Source organism: Streptomyces sodiiphilus, assembly GCF_039529215.1.
Classification (GTDB): Bacteria; Actinomycetota; Actinomycetes; order Streptomycetales; family Streptomycetaceae; genus Streptomyces; species Streptomyces sodiiphilus.
This window is the reverse complement of the sequence record NZ_BAAAMJ010000068.1, coordinates 81,916-105,467: the sequence shown is the minus strand read 5'-3', so window position 1 is coordinate 105,467 and position 23,552 is coordinate 81,916. Positions and strand designations below refer to the sequence as shown.

The window sequence follows — 23,552 nt, the reverse complement described above, 5'->3', positions numbered from 1 at the left end:
GTCCTGTCCCACCACGCGACGATCCAGGGAGCGCACGTGCGGCCCGTAGGCAGTAAGTACCTGCTCGAGGAGCCGCTCGGACGCGGCGCCACCGGCACCGTCTGGCGGGGGCGCCAGCGGGAGACCGCCGGGGCGGAGGCGGCCGTGCCCGGCGAGCCCGGGGAGTGGGTCGCCATCAAGGTCCTGCGCGAGGAGCTGGCCCACGACCCGGACGTCGTGATGCGCTTCCTGCGTGAGCGGTCGGTGCTGCTGCGGCTCGCCGACGACAACATCGTCCGGACGCGGGACCTGGTGGTCGAGGGCGAGCTGCTCGCCCTGGTCATGGATCTGATCGACGGCCCCGACCTGCACCGCTATCTGCACGAGAACGGCCCCTTCAGCCCGGTCGGTGCTGCGCTGCTCACCGCGCAGATCGCCGACGCGCTCGCCGCCGCCCACGCCAAGGGCGTGGTCCACCGCGACCTCAAGCCGGCGAACGTGCTGCTGGCCGGGGGCGGAGAGAACGGGGAGCCGCTGCGCCCGATGCTCACCGACTTCGGCATCGCCCGCCTCGCGGACTCCCCGGGCGTGACCCGGGCCCACGAGTTCGTCGGCACGCCCTCCTACGTCGCGCCCGAGTCCGCCGAGGGCCGCCCGCAGACCAGCGCGGTGGACATCTACGGCGCGGGCATCCTGCTGTACGAGCTGGTCACCGGTCGTCCGCCGTTCTCCGGCGGCAGCGTGCTGGAGGTCCTCCAGCGCCACCGCGGTGAGCAGCCCGCGCGCCCCGAGGGGCTGCCGGACCCGCTGTGGACGGTCATCGACCGCTGCCTGCGCAAGGACCCGGGAGAGCGGCCGGGCGCCGTCAGTCTGGGCCGGGCCCTGCGCACCGTCGCCGCGGGCATCGGCGAGCACGCGGGGGAACGGGAACGGAACGCGGCGCTGGGTGTCGCGGCACTGCTGCTGCCCGACCCGTCCCCGGCCCGGGTGCCGGGTACCGGCATCAGCCCGCCCGGCTCGGCGGAACCCACTCAGGCGCTGCCCGGCGGTTCCGGCGGCCCGGGAGCGTCGCCGGACGCGGCGACCAGCGTGCTGCCCCGGGCGGGCGGGCAGCCCGGCCCGGAGCCGACCCGGGCGATGCCGGCGCCCGGCGCGGGCGGGGACGGCTCGCACCCGTGGGAGAACCAGCTGCGGGCGGCCCGGGACCGGAACGAGCAGACCCAGATCCAGCCCATGGACCCGGCGCACGATCCGCTGTACCGGGCTCCCCAGCGGCAGCGCAGGCGCCCCCCGGAGCCGCAGCAGCAGCCCCCTCAGCACCATCAGTCGCAGCAGTACCGGCAGCAGCCGCAGCGCCCGCCCCGGCGCGATCCGCAGCAGGACTACTACGACCAGCAGCAGTACCACCGGCCCGAGCCCCGGCCGCGGCGTCCCGAGCCGCGCCCCGAGCCGCCGCGCCGCGCGGCGCAGCGCTCCTCGGCCCCCATGCGCATCCCGGGGCTCGGCTGCCTCAAGGGCTGCCTTTTCGTGGTGCTGATCATGGTGGTCGTTCTTGTGCTGCTGTGGAACTTCACCCCGCTGCAGGACTGGATCGCCGAGGGCCGGAGCTTCTGGGAGACGGTCACCGACTGGTTCGAGACCGTGCGGGAGTGGGCGGGACTCGCGGAGGACGTCCAGGGGCAGATCCCGTCCGGCTGACATTGCGGATTTGTCGACACTTGGGCCGGAATTTTTCCCGGGGCGGCCACGGCAAAGACGGACAAGGCGGGCACGGCGTCCGGAGCCGGTCCGCCGGGCGTCGTAGCCTCACGCCATGGCAAGGAGAATCGGCGGCCGGTACAGCGTGCACCGCGTCCTCGGCCGCGGCAGTGCGGGCACGGTATGGCTCGGAGAGGGACCCGAGGGCCCGGTGGCCGTCAAGCTGCTGCGCGAGGATCTCGCCGCCGACACAGGGCTCGCCGCCCGCTTCGCCCATGAGCGGCACGCGCTGCTCGGGCTGGAGCACCCCCATATCGTCGGGGTCCGGGACCTGGTGATAGGGGACGGCGACGGCCGGGACCTGGCGCTGGTCATGGACCTGGTGCGTGGCACCGACCTCCGCACCCGCCTGGACCGCGAGCGACGACTGGCCCCCCGCGACGCCGTGATCATCACCGCACAGGTGGCCGACGGGCTCGCCGTGGCCCATGCCGCCGGAATCGTGCACCGTGACGTCAAGCCGGAGAACATCCTCCTGGACGACACCGCGCAGGACGGCCCGCGGGCACTGCTCACCGACTTCGGTGTGGCCAAGCTGATCGACGAGCCCCGTAACGGCAGCACCAGCGGTGTGGTCGGCACCCCCGACTACATCGCCCCGGAGATCGTCGAAGGGCTCCCGGCCCGTGCCGCCGTCGACATCTACGCTCTGGCGACCGTCCTCTACGAGCTTCTCGCCGGTTTCACGCCCTTCGGCGGCGGCCACTTCGGCGCGGTGCTGCGCCGCCACGTCACCGAGCGGGCGGCCGAGCTGCCGGACGTCCCGCGCGAGCTGTGGATCGTGCTCCAACAGTGCCTGGCCAAGGCCCCCGCCTCCCGGCTGCGCGCCGCGGAACTGGCCTCCCGGCTGAGGGAACTGCTGCCGGCCCTGGAGGGGCTTCCGCCCCTGGACATCCGTGACCCGGCGGAGGAGCCGGTTCTCCCCTCGCCGCGCAGCGGGGAGCCGGTCGCGGTCCCGGCCACCGGCGCGGGCGGACTGCGCGGTGCCGTGCCGCTGGTGCGCGGTGCCGCACCGGACTCGGAGCGCTCCACCCACACCCGGATGCGGGTCCCCGGCCCGGAGGAGCTGGCCGGGGGCGCCCACGGCACCGCCCGGACCCCCCGGGCGGCCGGCCAGCGGAGGGCGGGCTCGGCCAGGCACGGCGCCGCGGCCCGCCGCCGCAGGCTCGCTCTCACGGTCGGCGCGGCGCTGCTGGCCGTGGGGCTCGCCGTGGGCGGCTGGATGGCCGCGTCGGGCGGCGACGGGGAGGGCCACGACCGGCCGGCCGCCGAGCTCTCCGGCACCGCGCGGTGACGGCACCGCCCGGCCGGGCCGGAAAGCTTCCCCCAGCCGTTAGGCTGGGGGTGTGGCAGTCGTCGATGTATCCGAAGAGCTGAAGTCCCTGGCCTCCACCATGGAGTCGATCGAGGCCGTCCTCGACCTCGACAAGCTGAGGGCCGATATCGCCGTGCTCGAGGAGCAGGCGGCGGCCCCCTCGCTGTGGGACGACCCGGAGAGCGCCCAGAAGGTCACCAGCAAGCTTTCCTGGCTGCAGGGGCAGGTCAGGAAGACCGAGGAGCTCCGCGGCCGCATCGACGACCTCGAGGTGCTCTTCGAGCTGGCCGATTCCGAGGACGACGCCGACGCCCGGGCCGAGGCCCAGGCCGAGCTCGAGTCCGTCCGCAAGGCGGTGGACGAGCTGGAGGTCCGCACGCTCCTCTCCGGCGAGTACGACCCCCGCGAAGCCATGATCAGTATTCGTGCCGAGGCGGGTGGCGTCGACGCGGCGGACTTCGCCGAGCAGCTCCAGCGGATGTACCTGCGCTGGGCCGAGCGCAAGGGCTACCCCACGGAGGTGCTGGACACCTCCTACGCGGAGGAGGCCGGCATCAAGTCGACGACCTTCGCGGTCAAGGCCCCCTATGCCTACGGCACGCTCTCCGTCGAGCAGGGCACGCACCGCATGGTGCGCATCTCCCCGTTCGACAACCAGGGGCGGCGGCAGACCTCCTTCGCGGGGGTCGAGGTGCTGCCGGTGGTCGAGCAGACCGACCACATCGAGATCCCGGAGAACGAGCTGCGCATCGACGTGTTCCGCTCCTCGGGGCCCGGCGGCCAGTCGGTCAACACCACGGACTCCGCGGTCCGCATGACGCACCTCCCCACCGGCATCGTGGTCTCCTGCCAGAACGAGAAGTCCCAGATCCAGAACCGCGCCGCGGCGATGCGCGTGATGCAGTCCCGGCTGCTGGCGCACCAGCGGGCGCAGGAGCAGGCCAAGATGGACGCCCTCAAGGGCGACGGCGGCAACTCCTGGGGCAACCAGATGCGGTCCTACGTCCTGCAGCCGTACCAGATGGTCAAGGACCTGAGGACGGAGCACGAAGTCGGCAACCCGCAGGGCGTGCTCGACGGTGACATCGACGACTTCCTCGAGGCGGGCATCCGCTGGCGCAAGCAGCAGGAGAAGTGACCGGCGTCCGGGTGTTCTGTGTCAGCGGGACATTCGGCGCATCCCCCGCTTGACTCAACTCGGCCTTCCCGCAAGGCTGTCCGATTGGCATGCCCGCATCGGGGCGGCTTCTGCCGCCGCGGCCCTCACTACCGATGTACCGTCAGGGGGCCCTGGTTCAAACGTCGTTGCCCTGTGCGAGGCTGCTTCTCGGCGCCGAGGCGTCAACAACCACAATTGCTACAGGGGGTACTGGATACATGGCCAGTTCCAAGACGCGCGTCCTCGTGGCGCGTGTTGCAGCGGGGGCCGTCTTCGCCGCGGGCGCGTCGCTCGCCGTCGCCGGTGCGGCACAGGCGTCCCCGTCCGCCCAGGACACGTGCCCGGGGCTTCCGGTCATCGGCGACGAGTGTGAGGACGAGCCGGGCGACCCCGGTGACCCGGGCGACCCCGGTGACCCGGGCGACCCCGGCGACCCCGGCGACGGTGACCCGGGCGACGGTGACCCGGGCGACGGTGACCCGGGCGACGGTGACTCCGACGGTGGTGACTCCGACGGTGGTGACTCCGACGGTGGTGACAACGGCGGCGACCAGGGCGGTGACAACGGCAACGGCAACGGCGGCCCCGGGGGCGGGGGTCCGCAGGGCGTGACCAACGGCGGTGGCAGCGAGGGCGGCAACGGCAGCCCGCAGCTGAGCACCGGCGGCGGCAGCGTCGAGCAGACGCCGGCCGAGGAGGGCCTGACCGAGGTCGAGGAGACGCCGGCGGAGGGCGACCGGGCCGAGCTGGCCGAGACGGGTGCCACCACCGACGGGCTGCTGATCATCGGCGCGGCGACGATGCTCGCCGGCGGTGTGGCGTTCCGCTACCTGCCGCGCCTGCTCCAGGGACGCTCCGAGGCGGTCTGACCGGCCGGACGTGCCTGAACGGCACTGCGGGCCCGAGGCGGTTTCCCGCCTCGGGCCCGCACCACGTCCGGCTCAGGTCCGGACACGCGCGGCAAGCTGCGCGTGTCCGCTGCGAGCGGCCCACCGCACCCTTACGGGGCGTCCGTCTACGGGGCGTCCGTCACGCGGGGCGCGCCACCAGCAGCGCCACCGCGGCCAGTGCCAGCAGCAGGGCGATCACGGCCGCGGGGCTGCTCAGCACGGCGGCCCAGGGGCTGCGCTCCTGCCGCAGCCGGGCAAGCTGAGCCCGGCAGACCGAGCAGCGGCCCTCGCTCACCCGCCCCGCGCAGTTCGCGCACACCAGCCAGTCGGCGGTCATGCCCATCGTCTCCTCTCGGTCCCCTCCGCCCTCCACTGTGCCAGGTCCGGGGCCGAAGCGCAGAAACAGGGGAGGAAAGGGGCAATCTCCGCAATTGAGGGTTGCTCTCTGCGGGCCGGACGCGGCTTCGCGTAGGGTCAGCCCCACCGAGGGGGGAGCCGCACATGGCTCCCGCCGCACCTACCCAGTCCCGACGTGGTGTAACCGTGATCCGATTCGACAGTGTCTCCAAGACCTATCCCCGGCAGACCGCGCCGGCGCTCCGCGATGTCACGCTGGAGGTCGAGCGGGGCGAGTTCGTGTTCCTGGTGGGCTCCTCCGGCTCCGGCAAGTCCACCTTCCTGCGGCTGCTGCTGCGCGAGGAGCGGGCCACCCAGGGGTCCGTGCACGTGCTGGGCAAGGACCTCGGACGGCTGTCCAACTGGAAGGTGCCGCAGGTGCGCCGCCAGCTGGGCACGGTCTTCCAGGACTTCCGGCTGCTGCCCAACAAGACCGTGGGGGAGAACGTCGCCTTCGCGCTGGAGGTGATCGGCAAGCCGCGTGGCCAGATCCGCAAGACCGTTCCGGAGGTGCTCGACCTCGTCGGTCTCGGCGGGAAGGACGACCGGATGCCCGGTGAGCTGTCCGGTGGTGAGCAGCAGCGGGTCGCCATCGCCCGCGCCTTCGTCAACCGTCCCATGCTGCTGATCGCCGACGAGCCGACCGGCAACCTCGACCCGCAGACCTCGGTGGGCATCATGAAGCTGCTGGACCGGATCAACCGGACCGGGACCACCGTGGTCATGGCCACCCACGACGCCCAGATCGTGGACCAGATGCGCAAACGCGTGATCGAGCTCGAGAAGGGCCGTCTCGTGCGCGACCAGAGCCGCGGCGTCTACGGCTACCAGAACTGATCCTTCGTCCACGAGCACTGAGAGAACACCATGCGCGCGCACTTCGTCCTGTCGGAGATCGGCGTCGGTCTCCGCCGCAATCTCACGATGACCTTCGCGGTGATCGTCTCCGTCGCCCTGTCGCTGTCGCTGCTCGGTGGCTCGCTGCTGGCGAACCAGCAGGTCAACAGCATGAAGGACTTCTGGTACGACAAGGTCCAGGTGTCGATCTTCCTCTGCAACCAGAACGACGCCGAGACCGACCCGGAGTGTGCCAAGGGTGCGGTGACCGAGGAGCAGAAGACGGAGATCGAGGAGGAACTCCACAAGTTCGACATCGTGGACGAGGTGTACCACGAGTCGGCCGAGGAGGCGTACGGCCACTACCGGGAGCAGCAGAAGAACTCGCCGCTGGCCGCCGTGGTCACTCCCGACCAGATGCAGGAGTCCTTCCGCGTCAAGCTGACGGATCCCACCAAGTACGACGTGGTGTCCACCGCGTTCGCCGGCCGGGAGGGGGTGCACTCGGTCCAGGACCAGCGGTCGCTGCTGGAGAATCTGTTCAACCTGCTCAACGGGGTGAACTACGCGGCGCTGGGGCTGTTCGCGCTGATGCTCGTGGTGGCCCTGTTGCTGATCGTCAACACCGTGCGGGTGTCGGCGTTCAGCCGCAGACGGGAGACCGGGATCATGCGGCTGGTGGGTGCCTCCAGCTTCTACATCCAGCTTCCGTTCATCCTCGAAGCGGCCCTCGCCGGGCTGCTGGGCGGCATCCTGGCCTGCGTCATGCTGATCGGCGTCAAGTACATCGCCATCAACAACTTCCTTGCGGAACGCATCCCGTTGATCGAGTTCGTCGGGTGGGACGCGGTGCTGTCGGTGCTGCCGTTCATCCTGGCCGTCGGGGCCCTCATGCCGGCCGTTGCAGCTTTCTTCGCACTGCGCAAGTACCTGAAGGTGTAATGGAGATGTGATTTTTCCCCCTGGCGCGCGACCCGGCACTCCTTCCGTGCGCCACCGGCTTGTGTCCTACACTCCGCAGCATGTCGCATCCGTCCCGTTGCGTTCCGCCCCGGCCTGTCCGGCGCGGTGCCGCCCTGGTATGCGTCCTGGCGAGTGTGCTGGCCACCGGGGCCGCCACCGGATCGTGGGAGCCGGCCGGCCATGACGGCGGGCTGTCGTACCCGGGGCCGGTGCCCGGCGCCCGGCAGGCGGTGGCCCCGGCAGATCCCGCCGGCGACGCCGCCCGGCTGGTGAGCCGCAGCGGGGACCGCTGGTCGGCGGCGTACTCTCCGCAGGAGTACGAGGCGTTCCGGCGCTCGCTGGAAGGCGAGTACATCGGCACCGGGATCACGTTGCGCCGCACCCCCGCGGGCCGCATCGAGGTCTCCGGGGTGCACCCGGGGAGTCCCGCCGACGAGGCCGGTGTGACCCCCGGCGACATACTGCTGACGGTGGACGGCGAGTCCGTGGACGGGGTTCCTGTGACCGAGGCGGTTGCCCGGCTGCGCGGCAGCGACCGGCCGGAGGCCGCCGGGCCTGGCAGTACGGTCCTGCTGGGGCTCGAGCGTGACGGGGAGCCGCGTGAGGTGCCGGCCACGCGTGCGCGGCTGAGTATCGAGCCGGTGACCGTGAGCCGGGAGGCGGACGGGGTGACCCGCATCCACCTCTCGTCCTTCACGGCGGGATCCGCCGAGCGGCTGCGGGCGGCGGTGCGGGAAGCGGCCGGCGACGAGGGCATCCTTCTCGATCTGCGAGGCAACTCCGGCGGGCTGCTGACGGAGGCGGCCCGGGCGGCGTCGGTGTTCCTCGACGGCGGCCTGGTGGCCACCTACGACGTGCACGGCAGCCAGCGCGCCCTGCACGCCGAGCGCGGTGGTGACACGCGCACCCCGCTGGTGGTGCTGGTGGACGCGGGGACGATGAGCTCCGCCGAGATGCTGACCGGCGTGCTCCAGGACCGCAACCGGGCGGTGGTGGTGGGCTCGCGGACCTTCGGCAAGGGCACGGTCCAGATGCCCCGGGAACAGCCCGACGGTTCGGTGGCCGAGCTCACCGTGGGGCACTACGTCATGCCGTCGGGAGCGGTGGTGGAGGAGCACGGCCTGGTGCCGGACGTCGTGGTCGGGCCGGGAGAGGACGCCGAGACGCGGGCCCGCACGGTATTGAGTGGCCTGGCGACCGGCCGGTAGGGAACAATGGCCCGGTCATGGCTAAAGAGACGGGTCGCAAACTGATCGCGCAGAACAAGAAGGCGCGGCACGACTACCAGATTCTGGACACGTACGAGTGCGGGCTGGTGCTGACCGGCACCGAGGTGAAGTCGCTCCGGCAGGGCAGGGCGTCCCTGGTGGACGGCTTCGCGCAGCTCGACGGCGGCGAGATGTGGCTGCACAACGTCCACATCCCGGAGTACGCGCAGGGCACCTGGACCAACCACAGTGCCCGGCGCAAGCGGAAGCTGCTGCTGCACCGCTCGGAGATCGACAAGCTGATCGGGAAGGTGCAGGAGACAGGGCTGACGCTCGTGCCGCTTCAGCTCTACTTCTCCGGCGGCCGCGCCAAGGTCGAGATCGCGCTGGCGCGCGGCAAGCGGGAGTACGACAAGCGGCAGACGCTCCGGGAGAAGCAGGACCGCCGGGAGGCCGAGCGGGCGATGTCGGCCGTCCGGCGCAAGCAGCGGGCCTGAGCCCGCCCCGGAGAACGCCCCTGCGGAACGGGGGCCGGACCATGTACCATGGTTATTGGCGCCCCCGGGGGCGGTCGGCACGAAGAGCCCCTTCGGGACTTCGACGTCCGGTCCGTTCCGGAGGTGCCGGAGCCCGGCGGGAATACCTCGCGGGTGCTTCTTGTCAACACCATATGGGGATGATCGGTTTCGACAGCGGCTGTCGAAGCAGGGGAAGCGAGCCGAGGAACGCGGCAATGATCTCGTAAACCATCTGCCGCAAAAAAATAATCGCCAATCAGAAGCGCGATTCCTTCACCCTCGCTGCCTGAGCAGCGGGCGTGAAGTGTCAGTCCGGGCGCGTTCCCGTCCCGGGTCCTGGCATCAGCTAGGGAACTCACCGTCAGCTTCGGTCACGGGAGCTGAGCGGGACAACCAACAGTGACTGAGCCCGTCGGAGACTTGTCCGCGTGATCTCCGGGGCCGAGAAACTCGTAGCGGACTGCGCTCGGAGAAGCCCTCCTTCTGCACCGTTGGACGCGGGTTCGATTCCCGCCATCTCCACCATCCCCCGCCTGGCCGTGAAGGCCGGGAGGGGAAGAGCCCCGCCGCCGGAATCACGGCAGCGGGGCTCTTTCCGTGCCGCCCGTCGGTGCCGCCCGGTAGTGTGCGGCCATGGGCGACAGTGTGACGGGGTGGGACCCTCCGGGGCAGCCGAGTCGGTGGCCGGCTCACCGCTCCAAGATCATCGCGGGGGCCGCGCTGCTCGTCACCGTGCTCGCGGTCCTCGCCGTGCTGCTTCTGCGGACCACCGGTGACTCCCGGGCCGACGCGGCCGGGGAGCGCGTGGCGGATTTCCTGGCGGCCTGGGAGGCGGGCGACCCGGCGCGGGCCGCCGCGCACACCGATGATCCGGAGGCGGCCGAGTCGCTGCTGGAGTCCGTGCGGCGCAACCTCGGTGCGAAGGAGACGGCACTGGAGGTCACCGGCAGTGCCCGGGACGCGGGCGAGGGGGCACCGGACGGTGCCATGGCGGTGCCGTTCACCGCGGTGTTCACCTTCGAGGCGCTGGGGGAATGGACCTACGACTCGACGGCCCACGCCGTTCCGGGCCCGGACGACGCACCCTGGAAGGTCCATTTCGAGCCGGCCCTCATCCACCCGCGACTGGCGGAGGGGCAGACCCTGATGTACAGGGTGGAGCACCCCGAGCGGGCCCCCGTCCTGGCCGCCGATGGCAGCGAACTGGCCGGGCCCTCCACCGTGTGGGATCTCTCCGTGTGGCCGGCCATGCTGGAGGACCCGGAGGACGCCTACGAGGTGCTGGACGGCCTGGACGTCGGCCTGGACACCGAGGCACTCGCGGAGCGCGTGGCCGCTGCCGACCCGGATCAGGCCGTCCCCGTGATCACACTGCGGGACTCGCTCTACCAGGAGCACGCCGACACGCTGACGGCGGTCCAGGGGCTCCAGGCGCAGCAGGCCACAAGGCCGCTGGCGCACGCGGCCCGCTCGGTGATCGGCGGCGTGGACCCCGGCACCGGCGAGGGCTCCCACGGGCTGCAGGGCCGCTACGACGAGCAACTGACCGGCACCCCCGAGGCCTTCGTGGTGATCGCCGACCGGCAGACCGCCGAGCCGGTGGAAACCCTGGCCGAGCAGGGCGACGGCGAGCCGGGCACCCCGGTGCGCACCACCATCGACCCCGGTGTCCAGCGCGCCGCTGAGGAGGCGCTGGCCGGCCTGGAGCAGGACGCCTCGATCGTGGTGGTCCAGCCCTCCACGGGTCACATCCTGGCCGCGGCCGACCTGCCGGCCGCCGGCCCGGACCGTTCGCTCAGCGGCCGGCTCGCTCCCGGCTCCACGTTCAAGGTGGTGAGCACGGCCGCTCTGCTGGAGGACGGAGTGGGCCCCGAGGACCCGGTCGGCTGCCCGAAGTACGCCACCGTGGACGGACAGCGGTTCCACAATCAGAACGAGTTCGAGCTGGGACCGGACACGACGCTGCGCGAGGCGTTCACCGCCTCCTGCAACACGGCGTTCATCGAGAACCGGGACCGCTTCGAGGACGGCACGCTGCGCGACACCGCCGCGGCCTTCGGCATCGGCGGCGACTGGGATGTCGGGGTCTCGACCTTCGACGGCAGCGTGCCCGGCGCCGAGGGGGCGAACGACCTGGCCGCTTCCCTGATCGGCCAGGCCCGGGTGCAGGCCAGCCCGCTGGTGTTGGCCTCCGTGGCGGCCACGGTGGCCGAGGGCGCGTTCCGGCAGCCCGTGCTGGTCCCGGACGCGGTCCGGGAGCCCCACCGGCCGGCAGAGGAGCTGAGCGACGGGACCTTCGAGGCGCTGCGGGCGATGATGCGGGAGACGGTCACCAAGGGCACCGCCTCGGGGCTGCGCGGCGTGCCGGGACAGGCTCACGCCAAGACCGGCACCGCCGAGTTCGCCACCGGTGAGGACGGCGAACTGTCCACCAACGCGTGGCTGATCGGCTTCCTGGGTGAGGGCGATCTGGCGTTCGCGGTCCTGCTGGAGGACGGCGGCTCCGGCGGCTCGCACGCCGGCCCGGTCGCCGCCGCCCTGCTCAGGGGCCTGGACTGACCGCAGTGGGCCGGCTCGGCCGGTCCCGCGGCTCCCTTCCGGGGCCGCTTGTGGGGCCGCCTGCGGTCCCAGGGCTCAGGACAGCCAGCCGTTCATGGCGGCCCGCACGCCGGCCTGGAAGCGGCTGTCGGCCCCCAGACGCTCCATCAGGCCGGCGACGATGCGGCTGACCGAGCGCGGCGACATGCCGAGCTGGTGCGCGATGGCCTCGTTCTTCTTGCCCACCGCCATGAGCGCCAGCACCTCGCGCTCCACGCCGGTCGGTGCCGGGCCGGAGTCCTCCTCCTCGGAGAAGTCCAGGCCGCGCTCCCAGTAGTGCTCGAAGAGCCGCCGCAGGAAGCTCAGTACCGCCGGGTCGCGGATGAGGGCCACCCCCGCGGCCGTGTGCTCCGGATCCAGCGGCAGGACGGCGGAGCCCTTGTCGTACACGAGCATCCGGGAGGGCAGCAGGCCGGTGGTGCGGACCTCGGCGCCGGCGGCGGTGATCCTGGTGGCGTACTGCGTGGTGGGCCAGTGCCGCCGGGCGCTGTGCTGGAACAGCGTGCGGATCTTCACTCCTCTGGCCAGCGTCTCCAGATCCAGCGGGGTGGCGGCGCGGATGGCGTCCTCGTCCTGCCCGCCGCCGGGCACCATTGCGTCGAGGGAGGAGACGCAGGTGCGGGCCAGATCGTCGATCACCGCCCGGATGCTGTCGATGCCCTCGATGATCTCGATGCTGCTCTTGGCCGAGCGCATGCTGCGGGCTTCCAGGTAGTCCCCGGACAGCGCGTGCAAGCGGGCCCGGGTGGCCGCCATGGTGATGCGCCGCTGCAGTATCTCCTGCTCCACGGGCGCCAGCAGGTCGTCCGCCGCGCTCTCCGGGCTGATGGCCACCCAGCCGCCGCTGGGGGAACGTCTCAGCAGCCCGAGGGCCTCCAGTCTGCTCTCGGCATCGGCGGCCTCCTGCGGTGTCAGTTCCGCGCGCACCGCGATCTGGGCCACCCGATCCGTGGGATGGATCACACGCAGTCGATAGACTCGGGTGGCTGCTGCATCTATTTCGCCGGATTCCTGCACGTTCTTCTTCCTCGAACGACTCACCCAGCCCCTGGCATCAACACGCCAGGCTAGATGACGCCAGCGCGAATATATCGACTTCGCCGAAGATGCTCGTGAACATCGACTGCATCAGCATGCCACTCGTGCTCGCCAATGTGCACACGGAAGAGGGAACCCGTGAAGAAAATCGCTCTCACCCTTGCCGCAGCTCTGGCTCTCGCCACCGCTGCCACCGGGGCGCTGGCCACCGGGCAGGAGTCGGCCGCTCAGGCGCAGGCCGGCAACATCTGGCAGAACCCCGGGCAGCAGTCCACCGAGGACGTCGGCTCCGCGGGGAACATCTGGGGCTGACGCCCACTGGCCACGTCCCCCCCCCACGGGACTCCGGCCGGTTCCGAGGTCAGTCGTCCAGTTGAAGGAGCGGTCCGATGACGCCCCCCACCCCCACCGCGGTGCTGCTCAGTCCGCACCTGTCGGCGGTCCGGGCGGCACGGAGGGCCGGAGCGCGGAGCCTGGTGCTCGCACCCGACCTCGCCGCTCCCGGCGTCCGGCAGGCCGCGGCAGCGGCCGACCGGGCCGTGGAAACGGACTGGTCGGATCTTCCCCGGCTGCTGAGCGTCGCCGGGACGATCCGGCCTGCCTCGGAACCGGCTTCCGTCTTCGGGTTCACCGAGGCCGGTGCGCTGGCCGCCGCGCGGGCCAATGAGGCCCTCCGGCTGCCGGGAAACCCGCACGCGGCAGTGGCGTACCTCACCGACAAGGCAGCGCTGCGGGACCGGGTCAACCAGGTCACCGACGCCCCCGTCCGGTTCGAACGCTGTGACCGGGCGGCAGCACTGCCCGCGGTGGCGGAACGGGTCGGATATCCCTGCGTGGCCAAACCCAGAACCGGCTTCGGCGGTCAGGCTGTCCACACCCTGCGCAGCGCCGCCGAAGCCTCAGCCCTGGCGCGCCGGCTTCCCCCGGAGCCCGCCCTCATCGTGGAGGAGTATCTCGACGGCCCGGAGTACGCCGTCATCGCCCTGTCCGCCGGAGGGACGCACACCGTGCTCACCGTCTGCCGTGTGCGCACCACCGGGGTCCCCCGCCACGCGGAGACCGGGCAGGAGCTCCCCGCGGAGCTCGACCCCCCGGTGACGGCCCGGCTCACCGGGCTCGTCGAGGCCACCCTGACCGCCGCCGGCCACCACACCGGCCCGTCCCGTACCGAGGTGATCATCACCGCCCGAGGCCCCCGCCTCATCGAGTCGCACGCCCACCCCGGCGGTGAACACGTCACCGAACTGCTGCGAACCGCCACGGGCATCGACCTTCCCGCCCGCACCATCGCGGCCGTGCTCGGTCTTCCCCAGCCGCCCGAGCCACCGGTACGCGGACGGTGTGCGGGCATCCGCCACCTCCACCTCACCGCGGCCGAACTCGACACGGTGCTCGGCGTCGACGACGCACGGGCCCTGCCCGGGGTCACCCGGGTCGAGCTCACCGCGCCCCACGGCCGCCATGTGCCGGCGACCACCAGCCGGGTCGCCGGACATGGCTACATCACCGCCACCGCGGACAGTCCCGAAGAACTGGACGCGGTGCTGCGCAAGGCCCAGGAGACCTTGCGGACAGCCGTCACCCTCCCGAAGGAGCCTGAACCCAGTGCGGCCTGAGCTGCTCCCCACAGCAGCCCTTCCCGGAACTCCCGCCCCCCGGACCGACCTTCTGCTGCCCTTCCGCAGCGCCCTCGCGCACGCCGCCGGCCAGGCGGACTGCTATCACGTGCTCGAACGCCGCGACGCCACCGGAGCCGTCGAACAGCGGGGCGTCATCGGCGCGCTGGACCTGCGGGGCACCGAGACCGGCCACATCCTGCGGCACTCACAGGTGAGCGAGTCCGAAGTGCGCACTCAGGCACGGCTGCTGCAGCGCTCCGGCGGTGCCGCCGAGCCGCTGCTGCTGGCCGCCCCCGATCCCGGAGGCTTCCGGGAGTGCGCCGAACTCACCACCCGGCGTCCCCCCGACTCGGTGCTGAGCACTCCCGACGGCGGTGAACAGCGCCTGTGGGCCTGCGCCCCCCGTTGGACCGCCGATCCGCCCGCGCTGCCCCCGGTCCTGCTCGCCGACGGTCATCACCGACTGGCGGCCGCCCGGCGGATGGGGCGGGTGCGCATGCCGGCGCTCGTGGTGGACCACGCCCGGTACCCGCTGACCCTGTCGGCCACCCACCGGATCGTCCCCGGGCTGGACGCCGGCCGGGCCGCCCGTGCCGCCGCCCGGTTCGCCCGGGTGCGCTCCCGGCCCGCCGGCGTACAGGGCCCGCTGCCGCCGGGAACCTTCGTCCTGACCGGCGGAGGCAAGGCCTGGGAGATCTCCCGGATCGCGATGGCCACCGTGGCGGGCCGGCTTCGGTTCCTGCCCTCGGAATGGGCCGAACTGGACGCCGCCATCAGCGACCACGTGCTCATCCCGGCGCTCTGCGAGGAACAGGGCATCCTGCCCAGGCCGCGTCACGTCACCTCCCAGCCGTCCCCAGCCGACCCGGGCGTCATCCTGCCCCGGCCGACGTGGAACCAGGTCTGGGCGGGAGTGGCCAGCGGGGCGGGGCTTCCCCGCAAGAGCGCCAGCCTGGGGCCCAAACCCGTGCTGGAGCACATCGCCGCGCCCGCGCTCACCGCCGTCTCCCTGCCCGGGTGAGCCGAAGGTTTCGCCTGCGTCACCTGCGGCCACCGTCCGGAAACGCGGCCTGCCTAACGTCGGGAAAGCGAACGGTTCATCCAGCCGCCCGACGACCGTGGAGGCACCATGGCCACCTCGAAGACCGCCGCCGCCCGCCGAGGCGGGCGGTGGATCGAACACTGGGACCCGGAGAACGAGCGGTTCTGGAAGCAGCACGGCGAGCGGATCGCCAGACGCAACCTGCTCTTCTCCATCATCTCCGAGCACATCGGCTTCTCCATCTGGACCCTGTGGTCCGTGCTCGTGCTGTTCATGGGCCCGGAGTACGGCATCGACCCGGCAGGGAAGTTCTTCCTGGTCGCCGTGGCCACCCTGGTAGGCGCCGTCGCCCGGGTGCCCTACACCTTCGCGGTGGCCCGCTTCGGCGGGCGCAACTGGACGGTCATCGCCGCCGGGATGCTGCTGCTTCCCACCGTCGCGGCGTGGGTGGTGATGGAACCGGGCACCTCCTACACCACCTTCCTGCTGGTCGCCGTCCTCACCGGCGTCGGAGGCGGAAACTTCGCCTCCTCCATGACCAACATCAACTCCTTCTTCCCGCTGCGGAAGAAGGGCTGGGCGCTGGGACTCAACGCCGGCGGCGGCAACATCGGGGTGCCCGTCGTCCAGCTCGCCGGCCTGCTCGTCATCGCCGTGGCCGGAGCCGGCCAGCCCCGCGTGCTGCTGGCCGTCTACACCCCGTTGATCCTGGTGTCCGTCTACTGCGCCTGGCGCTACATGGACAACCTCGCCCCGGTCACCAACGACACCGGAGCGGCCCGGGACTCGGTGCGCGACGCGCACACCTGGATCATGTCGTTCCTGTACATCGGGACCTTCGGTTCGTTCATCGGCTACAGCTTCGCGTTCGGCCTGGTGCTCCAGACCCAGTTCGACCGCACACCGCTCCAGGCCGCCTCGCTCACCTTCATCGGCCCGCTGCTCGGTTCGCTGATCCGGCCCGTCGGCGGCTACCTGGCCGACCGGCGCGGGGGCGCCCGCATCACCCTGTGGACCTTCCTCGCCATGACGGCCGCCACCGGCGTCGTCGTGCTGGCCTCGGTGCGCGCCTCCCTCCCGGTCTTCCTGCTCGGCTTCATCAGCCTGTTCGTCCTGACCGGGCTGGGCAACGGTTCGACGTACAAGATGATCCCCGGCATCTACCACGCCAAGGCCCGGGCCCTCGGTCTCACCGGCGAGGAGGCCGCCGCCTACGGCCGCCGGCTGTCCGGCGCGGCCATCGGACTGATCGGGGCGATCGGGGCACTCGGCGGCCTCGGCATCAACCTCGCGTTCCGGCAGTCCTTCCAGACCGCCGGAACCGGCACCGCCGCGTTCGTGGCCTTCATGGCCTTCTACGCGGTCTGCTGCGTGGTCACCTGGGCCGTATACCTGCGCCGGTCGCCGGACGCGCGGGGGCACGACAGCCCGGCCGCGGACGGCGCCGACCGGCAGCGGCAGCCCGTGTTCGCGGGGGTGTGAGCCCGTAACACCCGGGAAACCGTGCCGAACCGGGCCCGTGACCCCCGGTTGACAGGCTCGACACGGCAGATCACCACTTCGGGCGGAGTGACGACAGCGATGCGGCGACAGCAGGACCACAGCGGCCTCAGGCCTCTCGAGGGGTTCACCGTCGGTGTGACCGCGGCCCGGCGCGCCGAGGAGCTGATCGCGCTGCTGCGGCGGCGCGGCGCGGAAGTGCAGCACGCGCCGGCGCTGCGCATCGTCCCGCTCGCCGACGACGAGGAACTGATGGCCGCCACGCGGCACCTGACGGCCCGGCCCCCCGACGTGGTGGTCGCCACCACGGCCATCGGTTTCCGCGGCTGGCTGGCCGCGGCGGACGGCTGGGGCACCGGTGAAGCACTGCTGCAGGCGCTGGGCGGCGCCCGGGTGCTCGCCCGCGGGCCGAAGGTGCGCGGCGCCGTCCGGGCGGCCGGTCTCACCGAGGAGTGGTCCCCGGCCTCCGAGTCGATGGCGGAGGTCCTCCAGCGGCTCCTGGACGACGGCGTCGAAGGGCTCAGGATCGCCCTCCAGCTGCACGGGGAGCCGCTGCCCGGGTTCATCGAGACGCTGCGGGCCGCAGGAGCCGAGGTCGTCGAGGTGCCGGTGTACCGGTGGATGCCGCCGGAGGACCTCGGCCCGGTGGACCGGCTCATCGACGCGGCGGTCTCCCGCTCCGTGGACGCGGTCACCTTCACCAGCGCCCCCGCCGCCGTGTCGCTGCTGGCCCGCGCCGGGGAGCGCGGTGCGCGGGAGGACCTGCTGGCAGCCCTGCGCGGCGAGGTGCTGGTCGCCTGCGTCGGCCCGGTCACCGCGCTGCCGCTGCAGTCCCTGGGGGTGCCCACCTGCCGGCCCGGTCGCTTCCGGCTCGGGCCGCTGGTGCAGACACTGTGCGAGGAGCTTCCCGCCCGGGCGCCGTCGCTGCCGGTCGCCGGTCACGTGCTGGAGCTGCGCGGGCACGCGGCGGTGCTGGACGGCGTGCTGCGGCCGGTGCCCCCGGCGGGCATGGCGCTGCTGCGAGCCCTGGCCAGGCGCCCGGGCTGGGTGGTGCCGCGCGCCGAGCTGCTGAGCGCGCTCCCCGGCACCGGCCGTGACGAGCACGCCGTGGAGACGGCCGTGGCCCGGCTGCGCTCGGCCCTGGGCCGGCCCCGGCTGATCCAGACCGTCGTCAAGCGCGGCTACCGGCTGGCGCTGGACCCGGCCACCGGCGGCGGCAAGTACGCCGTGACGGAAGAGCACCGCCGCTGACCGGGCGGTGTACGGTGGACGGCTGCCTTTCCCGGCTCAGAAAGGGGCTGTCGCGTTGGACGTGCGGGAGCGGGAGATCCATGGCGAACAGGAACACCTGGACGCCGTCTACCGGCGCCTCGAGGAGAAGATCCACGAGGCGGAGTTCCTCATGGACGACGCGGCCAAGCGGGTCCAGGTCGGCACTCCCGGAGCCCTGGTCGAGCGGGACGCGCAGGTGTTCCGCGCCGGACTGCACCTGAACCGGCTCAACGCGGAGTTCGAGGACTTCCTCTTCGGCCGCGTCGACCTGCTGGCCGGCAAGGACGGCGAACGCGGGGCGGACGGCGCGTACACCTCCGTGGAACCGGCCGACGGGGCCGTCCGGGAGCGCGACGGTGTGCCCACCGCGGAGATCGCCGAGACCCTGCACATCGGCCGGCTGGGCGTGCTGGACGCCGACTACGTGCCGCTGGTCATCGACTGGCGCGCGCCGGCCGCGGCACCGTTCTACCGGGCCACGCCGGTCGCCCCGGGCCGGGTGGTGCGCCGCCGGGTGATCCGCAGCAGGGGACGGCGGGTGCTCGGCGTCGAGGACGACCTGCTGCGCCCGGAGCTGCGCGCGCTGCTGGACGGCCGGGAACTGCCGGTGGTCGGCGACGGCGCTCTGATGGCCTCACTGGGCCGGGCGCGGACACACGCCATGCGCGACATCGTCGCCTCCATCCAGGCCGAGCAGGACGAGGTCATCCGGGCACCCGCGGTTTCCGTGACCGAGGTTTCCGGCGGGCCCGGCACCGGCAAGACGGCTGTCGCGCTGCACCGCGCCGCGTACCTGCTCTACCAGGACCGCCGCCGGTACGCCGGGGGGATCCTGATCGTCAGCCCGACACCGCTGCTGGTGTCCTACACCGAGGGCGTGCTGCCGTCGCTGGGGGAGGAGGGCCAGGTCGCCATCCGCGCACTGGGCTCGCTGGCCGAGGGGTTCGAGGCCGACGCCTACGACGACCAGGCGGTGGCCCGGATCAAGGGCGGCTCGGCGATGGCCCGGGTGCTGCACCGGGCGGCGCGCGGCACCGTGGAGGTTGTCGCGCGGCCGCCCGGGCGGCTGCGCGTCGTCGCCTTCGGCGCCCGCGTGGAACTGGACGCCGAGGAGCTGGCCGCGATCCGGCAGAGCGCGCTGGGCGGCACCGCGCCGGTCAATCTGCTGCGGCCGCGGGCCCGCCGGCTGCTGCTGGACGCGCTGTGGCGGAAGTCCGGCGCGCGGCGGCACTACCCGGATTCCGAGCTGGCGGCCGAGGCGAGGGAGGCGTTCAACGAGGATGTCGGCACCGAGGACGACTTCCTGGAGTTCCTGGACGCCTGGTGGCCCGAGATCACCCCGGTCCGGGTGCTGGCCGCGATGACCGACGAGCGGCGGCTGGGCCGCTGGGCCCGGCGCGTGCTGCGGCCCGCCGAGATCAGGCTGCTGGCCCGGTCACTGCGCCGGATCACCCCGCGAGGCGAGGGCCTGTCCGTCCACGACGTGGCGATGCTGGACGAGCTGCGGACGCTGCTGGGTGCTCCCGCGCGCCCGGAGAAGCCCCGGGAGATCGACCCGCTGGAGCAGTTCACGGGGCTGGAGGAGGTCACCACCTTCGCGGACCGCAGTTCCCCGCGCCGGGACCGCGCGGACCGGGAGGGGGCCGAGCGGACCGGGTACGCGCACATCATCGTGGACGAGGCGCAGGACCTGACGCCCATGCAGTGGCGGATGGTCGGCCGGCGCGGCAGGCAGGCCACCTGGACGGTGGTCGGGGATCCGGCGCAGAGCTCCTGGCCGGCCCCCGAGGAGGCGGCCGCCGAGCGTGAGGCGGCGCTGGGCAGCCGGCCCCGCCGCCGGTTCGAACTGACCGTCAACTACCGCAATCCGGCGGAGATCGCGGCCGTCGCCGACCGGGTGCTCGCGCTGGCCATGCCGCACATGCGGCCACCGCGGGCGGTGCGGGCGACGGGAGCCGAGCCCCGTTACCGGGCGACGGGGGAGGACCTGGCGGGCGTCGTACGGGCGGAGACGCGCCGGCTGCTGGCGGAGGTGGAGGGCACGGTCGGTGTGGTGGTGGCGATGGGCCGCCGGGAAGAGGCGCGCGGCTGGCTGGCCGCCCGGGACGCCGGCGCGGTGGAGCCGGACGGGGCGGAGGTTGAACGCGTGGTCGTGCTGGGCAGTCTTGAGGCGAAGGGACTGGAGTACGACGCGACGCTGGTGGTCTCGCCGGCCGAGATCGCCGACGAGTCGCCCGTGGGCCTGCGGGTGCTCTACGTGGCGCTCACCCGGGCCACCCAGCGGCTGACGGTCCTGGCCGGGCCGAAGGACGCGCCGGACGCCGGGCAGGTCCCCGACCTGCTGCGGGAGCTGGACGGCTGAGCTTCCCGGGCCGCCGCGGGAGGCCGGCCGGACCAGGACCCGGAATCCCCCTCGCCGGTGGCTGGAGTTGTTCTGGCAGGGTTTGTTAGGATTTACATGGCACCGGCCCGATCCATGCCCCCGGGCCCAACCATTGCCGCTACGAGCGGCCACTTGCCGCGAGGCGAGCTGGCGGGCCGGTGTCATTGCTTCTTCCCGGATATCTTCCCGGATCTCCGCGATCCCCCAGCCCGCGCACCCTTCCGGCGGGAACGGACGTGCCCACCCGCCCGGGTCGCCTGCCGGGTCACCGGAGATCGCCGGGCCGTTTACGATGGCGGCATGAGACGACCGCGGCGCCGCTTCGCCCGCCACCGCGCGGGCCGGATGCGGTTGCTGCTGATGCCGGTCGTTCTCGGTCTGCTGGCGATGCACGGCCTCGGTCCGGTGCCCGTGCCGCCGGTCACGCACGCGGCGCACGGCCAGCCGGCCGTGGCGGCCCCGGCCGGGGACCACGAGCCGTCGGAGCCGTCCGGGCCCTGCGGTCACGACTCCGGGCCGGACGGGCACCTCTCCCACGCGGACGACACCTGTGCGGCCGGTGGCACCGGCAAGGCTCCGGCCCTGCCCGCCCTGCGCCCGGTGGCGATGCCCGGTGCCGGGGAGTTCCAGCAGGGCCCCCAGCGCGCCCCGGGAGCCCTCGGAGCGCGCCCTCCGCCCTCGCTGAGCCAGTTGCAGCTCCTGCGCATATAGGCGGCCCCGCGGTCGCCGCCCGTCGGGCGGCGACCGTTCCGGCACGCCGTCATCCGGTACGCGTCGCCGACGCGTCGTCACGCACAGGAGTTCCTCACCCATGAACACGCGCATCCGTTCCACCGTCCGCCGGGCCGCCCTCGCGGCTGTCGCCGTCACCGCCGCCGTCGCGCTGGCCGCCTGCGGCAGCGGGGAGTCCGGTTCCCCGTCCGACTCCCGCGCAGGCGTCTCGGAGGGGCAGGAGGACAAGAAGGAGCACAACGCCGCGGACGTCGAGTTCGCGCAGCAGATGATCCCGCACCACCGCCAGGCCGTGGAGATGGCCGAGCTGGCCTTCGACCGCGCGGCCTCGCAGGAGGTGAAGGAGCTCGCGCAGGAGATCAAGGACGCCCAGGACCCGGAGATCGAGACGCTGTCGGAATGGCTGTCCGCCTGGGGCGAGGAGGTGCCCACCGGGACCGACGGCGGTCATGGCGGTCACGGCGGCCACGGGCAGATGCCCGGAATGATGGACGCCGGGGATATGGCCGCGCTGATGGAGTCGTCGGGGGAGGAGTTCGACACCGCGTTCCTCACCATGATGATCGAGCACCACGAGGGCGCGGTCGTGATGGCCGAGGCCCAGCTGAAGGGCGGCGCCCACGGCCCGGCCAAGGAGCTGGCCGAGGAGGTCATCGCGGCCCAGACCGCCGAGATCGAGCGGATGAGGGAGCTGCTCGGCGAGAGCTGAGCCGGGGCCTCGCGGCTGCCGCGGGGGTGTGCGCGTGCCCTTGGCGCACACCCCTTGCGGGGCTCTCCGCGGGGGGTGTGCGCGACGGTTACCGCCTACCGGGTGGTAAGTGGGACCATTCGCTGGCACAGCGGACAAGCAGAAAAGCGAAGGTAAGACCCATGGCAACGGTGCCCAGCGTCTCGTACTCGATGACGGTCCGGCTGGAGGTGCCGGCCGGCGGCTCGTCGGTCAGCCAGCTCACCACGGTCGTGGAGTCCTCCGGGGGGCATGTCACCGGCCTCGACGTCACCGCGTCCGGCCACGAGCGGCTGCGGATCGACGTCACCGTCGCCGCCACGTCCACCGCGCACGCGGACGAGATCGTCCGCAGGCTGAGCGGCATCGAGGGCGTCACCCTGGGCAAGGTCTCGGACCGGACGTTCCTCATGCACCTCGGCGGCAAGATCGAGATGACGTCCAAGCACCCCATCCGCAACCGTGACGACCTGTCCATGATCTACACGCCGGGCGTGGCGCGGGTGTGCACGCAGATCGCCGCGAACCCCGAGGACGCCCGCCGGCTGACCATCAAGCGCAACAGTGTGGCGGTCGTCACCGACGGGTCGGCCGTGCTGGGCCTGGGCAACATCGGCCCACGGGCGGCGCTGCCGGTGATGGAGGGCAAGGCCGCGCTGTTCAAGCGCTTCGCGGGCATCGATGCCTGGCCGCTGTGCCTGGACACCCAGGACACCGACGCCATCGTGGAGATCGTCAAGGCCATCGCCCCCGGTTTCGCGGGCATCAACCTGGAGGACATCTCGGCGCCGCGCTGCTTCGAGATCGAGGCCAGGCTCCGGGAGGCGCTGGACATCCCGGTCTTCCACGACGACCAGCACGGCACCGCCATCGTGGTGCTGGCGGCGCTGCACAACGCCCTGCGGGTGGTCGGCAAGGCGATGGAGGACGTGCGGGTGGTCATGTCCGGCGCGGGAGCGGCCGGTACCGCCATCCTGAAGCTGCTGCTGGCCGCGGGAGTCGAGCACGCCGTGGTGGCGGACATCCACGGCGTGGTGCACACGGGCCGCTCCGACCTGGTCGGCGCCCGGCCGGACTCCACGCTGCGGTGGATCGCCGACCACACCAACCCCGAGGGCGTCACCGGCACCCTGAAGCAGGCGGTGACCGGCGCGGACGTCTTCATCGGAGTGTCCGCCCCGGATGTCCTGACCGCCGAGGGCGTCGCGTCGATGGCCGAGGGCGCGATCGTGTTCGCGCTGGCCAACCCGGACCCGGAGATCGACCCGGCTGTCGCACGGCAGACCGCGGCAGTGGTGGCCACCGGCCGCTCGGACTTCCCGAACCAGATCAACAACGTGCTGGTCTTCCCCGGCGTCTTCCGGGGCCTGCTGGACGCCCACTCGCGCACGGTGAACGACGCCATGATGCTCGCCGCGGCGCGGGCCCTGGCGGACGTCGTGCTGGAGGACGAGCTCAACGCGAACTACATCGTGCCCAGCGTGTTCAACGAGAAGGTCGCCGGCGCGGTGGCGGGGGCGGTCCGCGAGGCGGCCGAGCGGACCGGCTGACGGCGCCGCGGGCCCGGGGAGGCAGGTGACGACGGCGGCCCTGCCTGCGCCGATCGCGGCCCGGGGGC

The 23,552-nt window shown here is 72.6% G+C and carries 20 protein-coding genes and 1 other RNA gene; 19 read left to right on the top strand and 2 right to left on the bottom strand.

Features of this window, described 5'->3' with window-relative positions:
• The first annotated feature begins 36 nt into the window (after positions 1 to 36).
• The 4 genes from ABD299_RS22315 to ABD299_RS22300 all read left to right on the top strand — a co-directional run bounded on the left by ABD299_RS22315 (position 37) and on the right by ABD299_RS22300 (position 5,080).
• Positions 37 to 1,677, top strand: coding sequence for a serine/threonine-protein kinase (locus ABD299_RS22315; protein ID WP_344265645.1), 1,641 nt, complete (start codon positions 37 to 39; stop codon positions 1,675 to 1,677).
• A gap of 115 nt (positions 1,678 to 1,792) precedes the next feature.
• Positions 1,793 to 3,031 (top strand): serine/threonine-protein kinase, encoded by a 1,239-nt coding sequence (locus ABD299_RS22310; protein WP_344265643.1) that lies wholly within the window; start codon positions 1,793 to 1,795, stop codon positions 3,029 to 3,031.
• A 52-nt stretch (positions 3,032 to 3,083) separates the two neighbouring features.
• Positions 3,084 to 4,190: a peptide chain release factor 2 gene (prfB, locus tag ABD299_RS22305; RefSeq protein ID WP_344265640.1), complete on the top strand. Its 1,107-nt coding sequence runs from the start codon at positions 3,084 to 3,086 to the stop codon at positions 4,188 to 4,190.
• A gap of 239 nt (positions 4,191 to 4,429) precedes the next feature.
• A complete protein-coding gene (locus ABD299_RS22300) occupies positions 4,430 to 5,080 on the top strand; it encodes a hypothetical protein (protein WP_344265637.1) in 651 nt (216 codons plus the stop codon).
• A 160-nt stretch (positions 5,081 to 5,240) separates the two neighbouring features.
• Here the strand turns inward: ABD299_RS22300 and ABD299_RS22295 are convergent, their stop codons facing one another.
• Positions 5,241 to 5,438 (bottom strand): hypothetical protein, encoded by a 198-nt coding sequence (locus ABD299_RS22295; protein ID WP_344265634.1) that lies wholly within the window; start codon positions 5,436 to 5,438, stop codon positions 5,241 to 5,243.
• A gap of 206 nt (positions 5,439 to 5,644) precedes the next feature.
• Here ABD299_RS22295 and ftsE point away from each other — a divergent pair, with 206 nt between their 5' ends.
• The 6 genes from ftsE (at position 5,645) to ABD299_RS22265 (ending at position 11,582) form a co-directional block, all read left to right on the top strand.
• Positions 5,645 to 6,334 carry a cell division ATP-binding protein FtsE gene (gene ftsE, locus ABD299_RS22290; protein ID WP_344265631.1) on the top strand — a complete coding sequence of 230 codons (690 nt, stop codon included), beginning with the start codon at positions 5,645 to 5,647 and terminating at the stop codon, positions 6,332 to 6,334.
• Positions 6,335 to 6,364: 30 nt separating this feature from the next.
• The gene (gene ftsX, locus ABD299_RS22285; RefSeq protein WP_344265629.1) at positions 6,365 to 7,276 is read left to right on the top strand and encodes a permease-like cell division protein FtsX; all 912 of its coding nucleotides are present in this window, start codon (positions 6,365 to 6,367) and stop codon (positions 7,274 to 7,276) included.
• Positions 7,277 to 7,356: 80 nt separating this feature from the next.
• Positions 7,357 to 8,505, top strand: coding sequence for a S41 family peptidase (locus ABD299_RS22280; RefSeq protein ID WP_344265626.1), 1,149 nt, complete (start codon positions 7,357 to 7,359; stop codon positions 8,503 to 8,505).
• Positions 8,506 to 8,522: 17 nt separating this feature from the next.
• Positions 8,523 to 9,002, top strand: coding sequence for an SsrA-binding protein SmpB (gene smpB, locus ABD299_RS22275; RefSeq protein WP_344265623.1), 480 nt, complete (start codon positions 8,523 to 8,525; stop codon positions 9,000 to 9,002).
• Positions 9,003 to 9,177: 175 nt separating this feature from the next.
• Positions 9,178 to 9,548: a transfer-messenger RNA gene (ssrA, locus tag ABD299_RS22270) on the top strand.
• A 108-nt stretch (positions 9,549 to 9,656) separates the two neighbouring features.
• Positions 9,657 to 11,582: a penicillin-binding transpeptidase domain-containing protein gene (locus ABD299_RS22265; RefSeq protein WP_344265620.1), complete on the top strand. Its 1,926-nt coding sequence runs from the start codon at positions 9,657 to 9,659 to the stop codon at positions 11,580 to 11,582.
• A gap of 75 nt (positions 11,583 to 11,657) precedes the next feature.
• Here the strand turns inward: ABD299_RS22265 and ABD299_RS22260 are convergent, their stop codons facing one another.
• The gene (locus ABD299_RS22260) at positions 11,658 to 12,584 is read right to left on the bottom strand and encodes a helix-turn-helix transcriptional regulator (RefSeq protein WP_344265617.1); all 927 of its coding nucleotides are present in this window, start codon (positions 12,582 to 12,584) and stop codon (positions 11,658 to 11,660) included.
• A 213-nt stretch (positions 12,585 to 12,797) separates the two neighbouring features.
• Between ABD299_RS22260 and ABD299_RS22255 the strand changes: the two genes are divergently transcribed.
• From ABD299_RS22255 to ABD299_RS22215, 9 genes are all read left to right on the top strand, one after another.
• A complete protein-coding gene (locus ABD299_RS22255; RefSeq protein WP_344265614.1) occupies positions 12,798 to 12,971 on the top strand; it encodes a hypothetical protein in 174 nt (57 codons plus the stop codon).
• A 77-nt stretch (positions 12,972 to 13,048) separates the two neighbouring features.
• Positions 13,049 to 14,275, top strand: a complete 1,227-nt coding sequence (locus ABD299_RS22250; protein ID WP_344265611.1) for an ATP-grasp domain-containing protein — start codon at positions 13,049 to 13,051, stop codon at positions 14,273 to 14,275.
• Positions 14,265 to 15,299: a DUF1015 family protein gene (locus ABD299_RS22245; protein ID WP_344265609.1), complete on the top strand. Its 1,035-nt coding sequence runs from the start codon at positions 14,265 to 14,267 to the stop codon at positions 15,297 to 15,299. Before ABD299_RS22250 ends, ABD299_RS22245 begins: the two co-directional genes overlap by 11 nt.
• Positions 15,300 to 15,407: 108 nt before the next feature.
• Positions 15,408 to 16,802: an MFS transporter gene (locus ABD299_RS22240; protein WP_344265606.1), complete on the top strand. Its 1,395-nt coding sequence runs from the start codon at positions 15,408 to 15,410 to the stop codon at positions 16,800 to 16,802.
• 99 nt (positions 16,803 to 16,901) lie between these two features.
• A complete protein-coding gene (locus tag ABD299_RS22235; RefSeq protein WP_344265603.1) occupies positions 16,902 to 18,071 on the top strand; it encodes a uroporphyrinogen-III synthase in 1,170 nt (389 codons plus the stop codon).
• 55 nt (positions 18,072 to 18,126) lie between these two features.
• Positions 18,127 to 20,454, top strand: a complete 2,328-nt coding sequence (locus ABD299_RS22230) for a HelD family protein (protein ID WP_344265599.1) — start codon at positions 18,127 to 18,129, stop codon at positions 20,452 to 20,454.
• A gap of 321 nt (positions 20,455 to 20,775) precedes the next feature.
• A complete protein-coding gene (locus ABD299_RS22225) occupies positions 20,776 to 21,186 on the top strand; it encodes a DUF6153 family protein (protein WP_344265596.1) in 411 nt (136 codons plus the stop codon).
• A gap of 100 nt (positions 21,187 to 21,286) precedes the next feature.
• Complete coding sequence (locus tag ABD299_RS22220; RefSeq protein WP_344265593.1) at positions 21,287 to 21,916, top strand: DUF305 domain-containing protein; 630 nt, start codon at positions 21,287 to 21,289, stop codon at positions 21,914 to 21,916.
• A 161-nt stretch (positions 21,917 to 22,077) separates the two neighbouring features.
• The gene (locus tag ABD299_RS22215) at positions 22,078 to 23,484 is read left to right on the top strand and encodes an NAD-dependent malic enzyme (RefSeq protein WP_344265590.1); all 1,407 of its coding nucleotides are present in this window, start codon (positions 22,078 to 22,080) and stop codon (positions 23,482 to 23,484) included.
• The last annotated feature ends 68 nt before the right edge of the window (positions 23,485 to 23,552 follow it).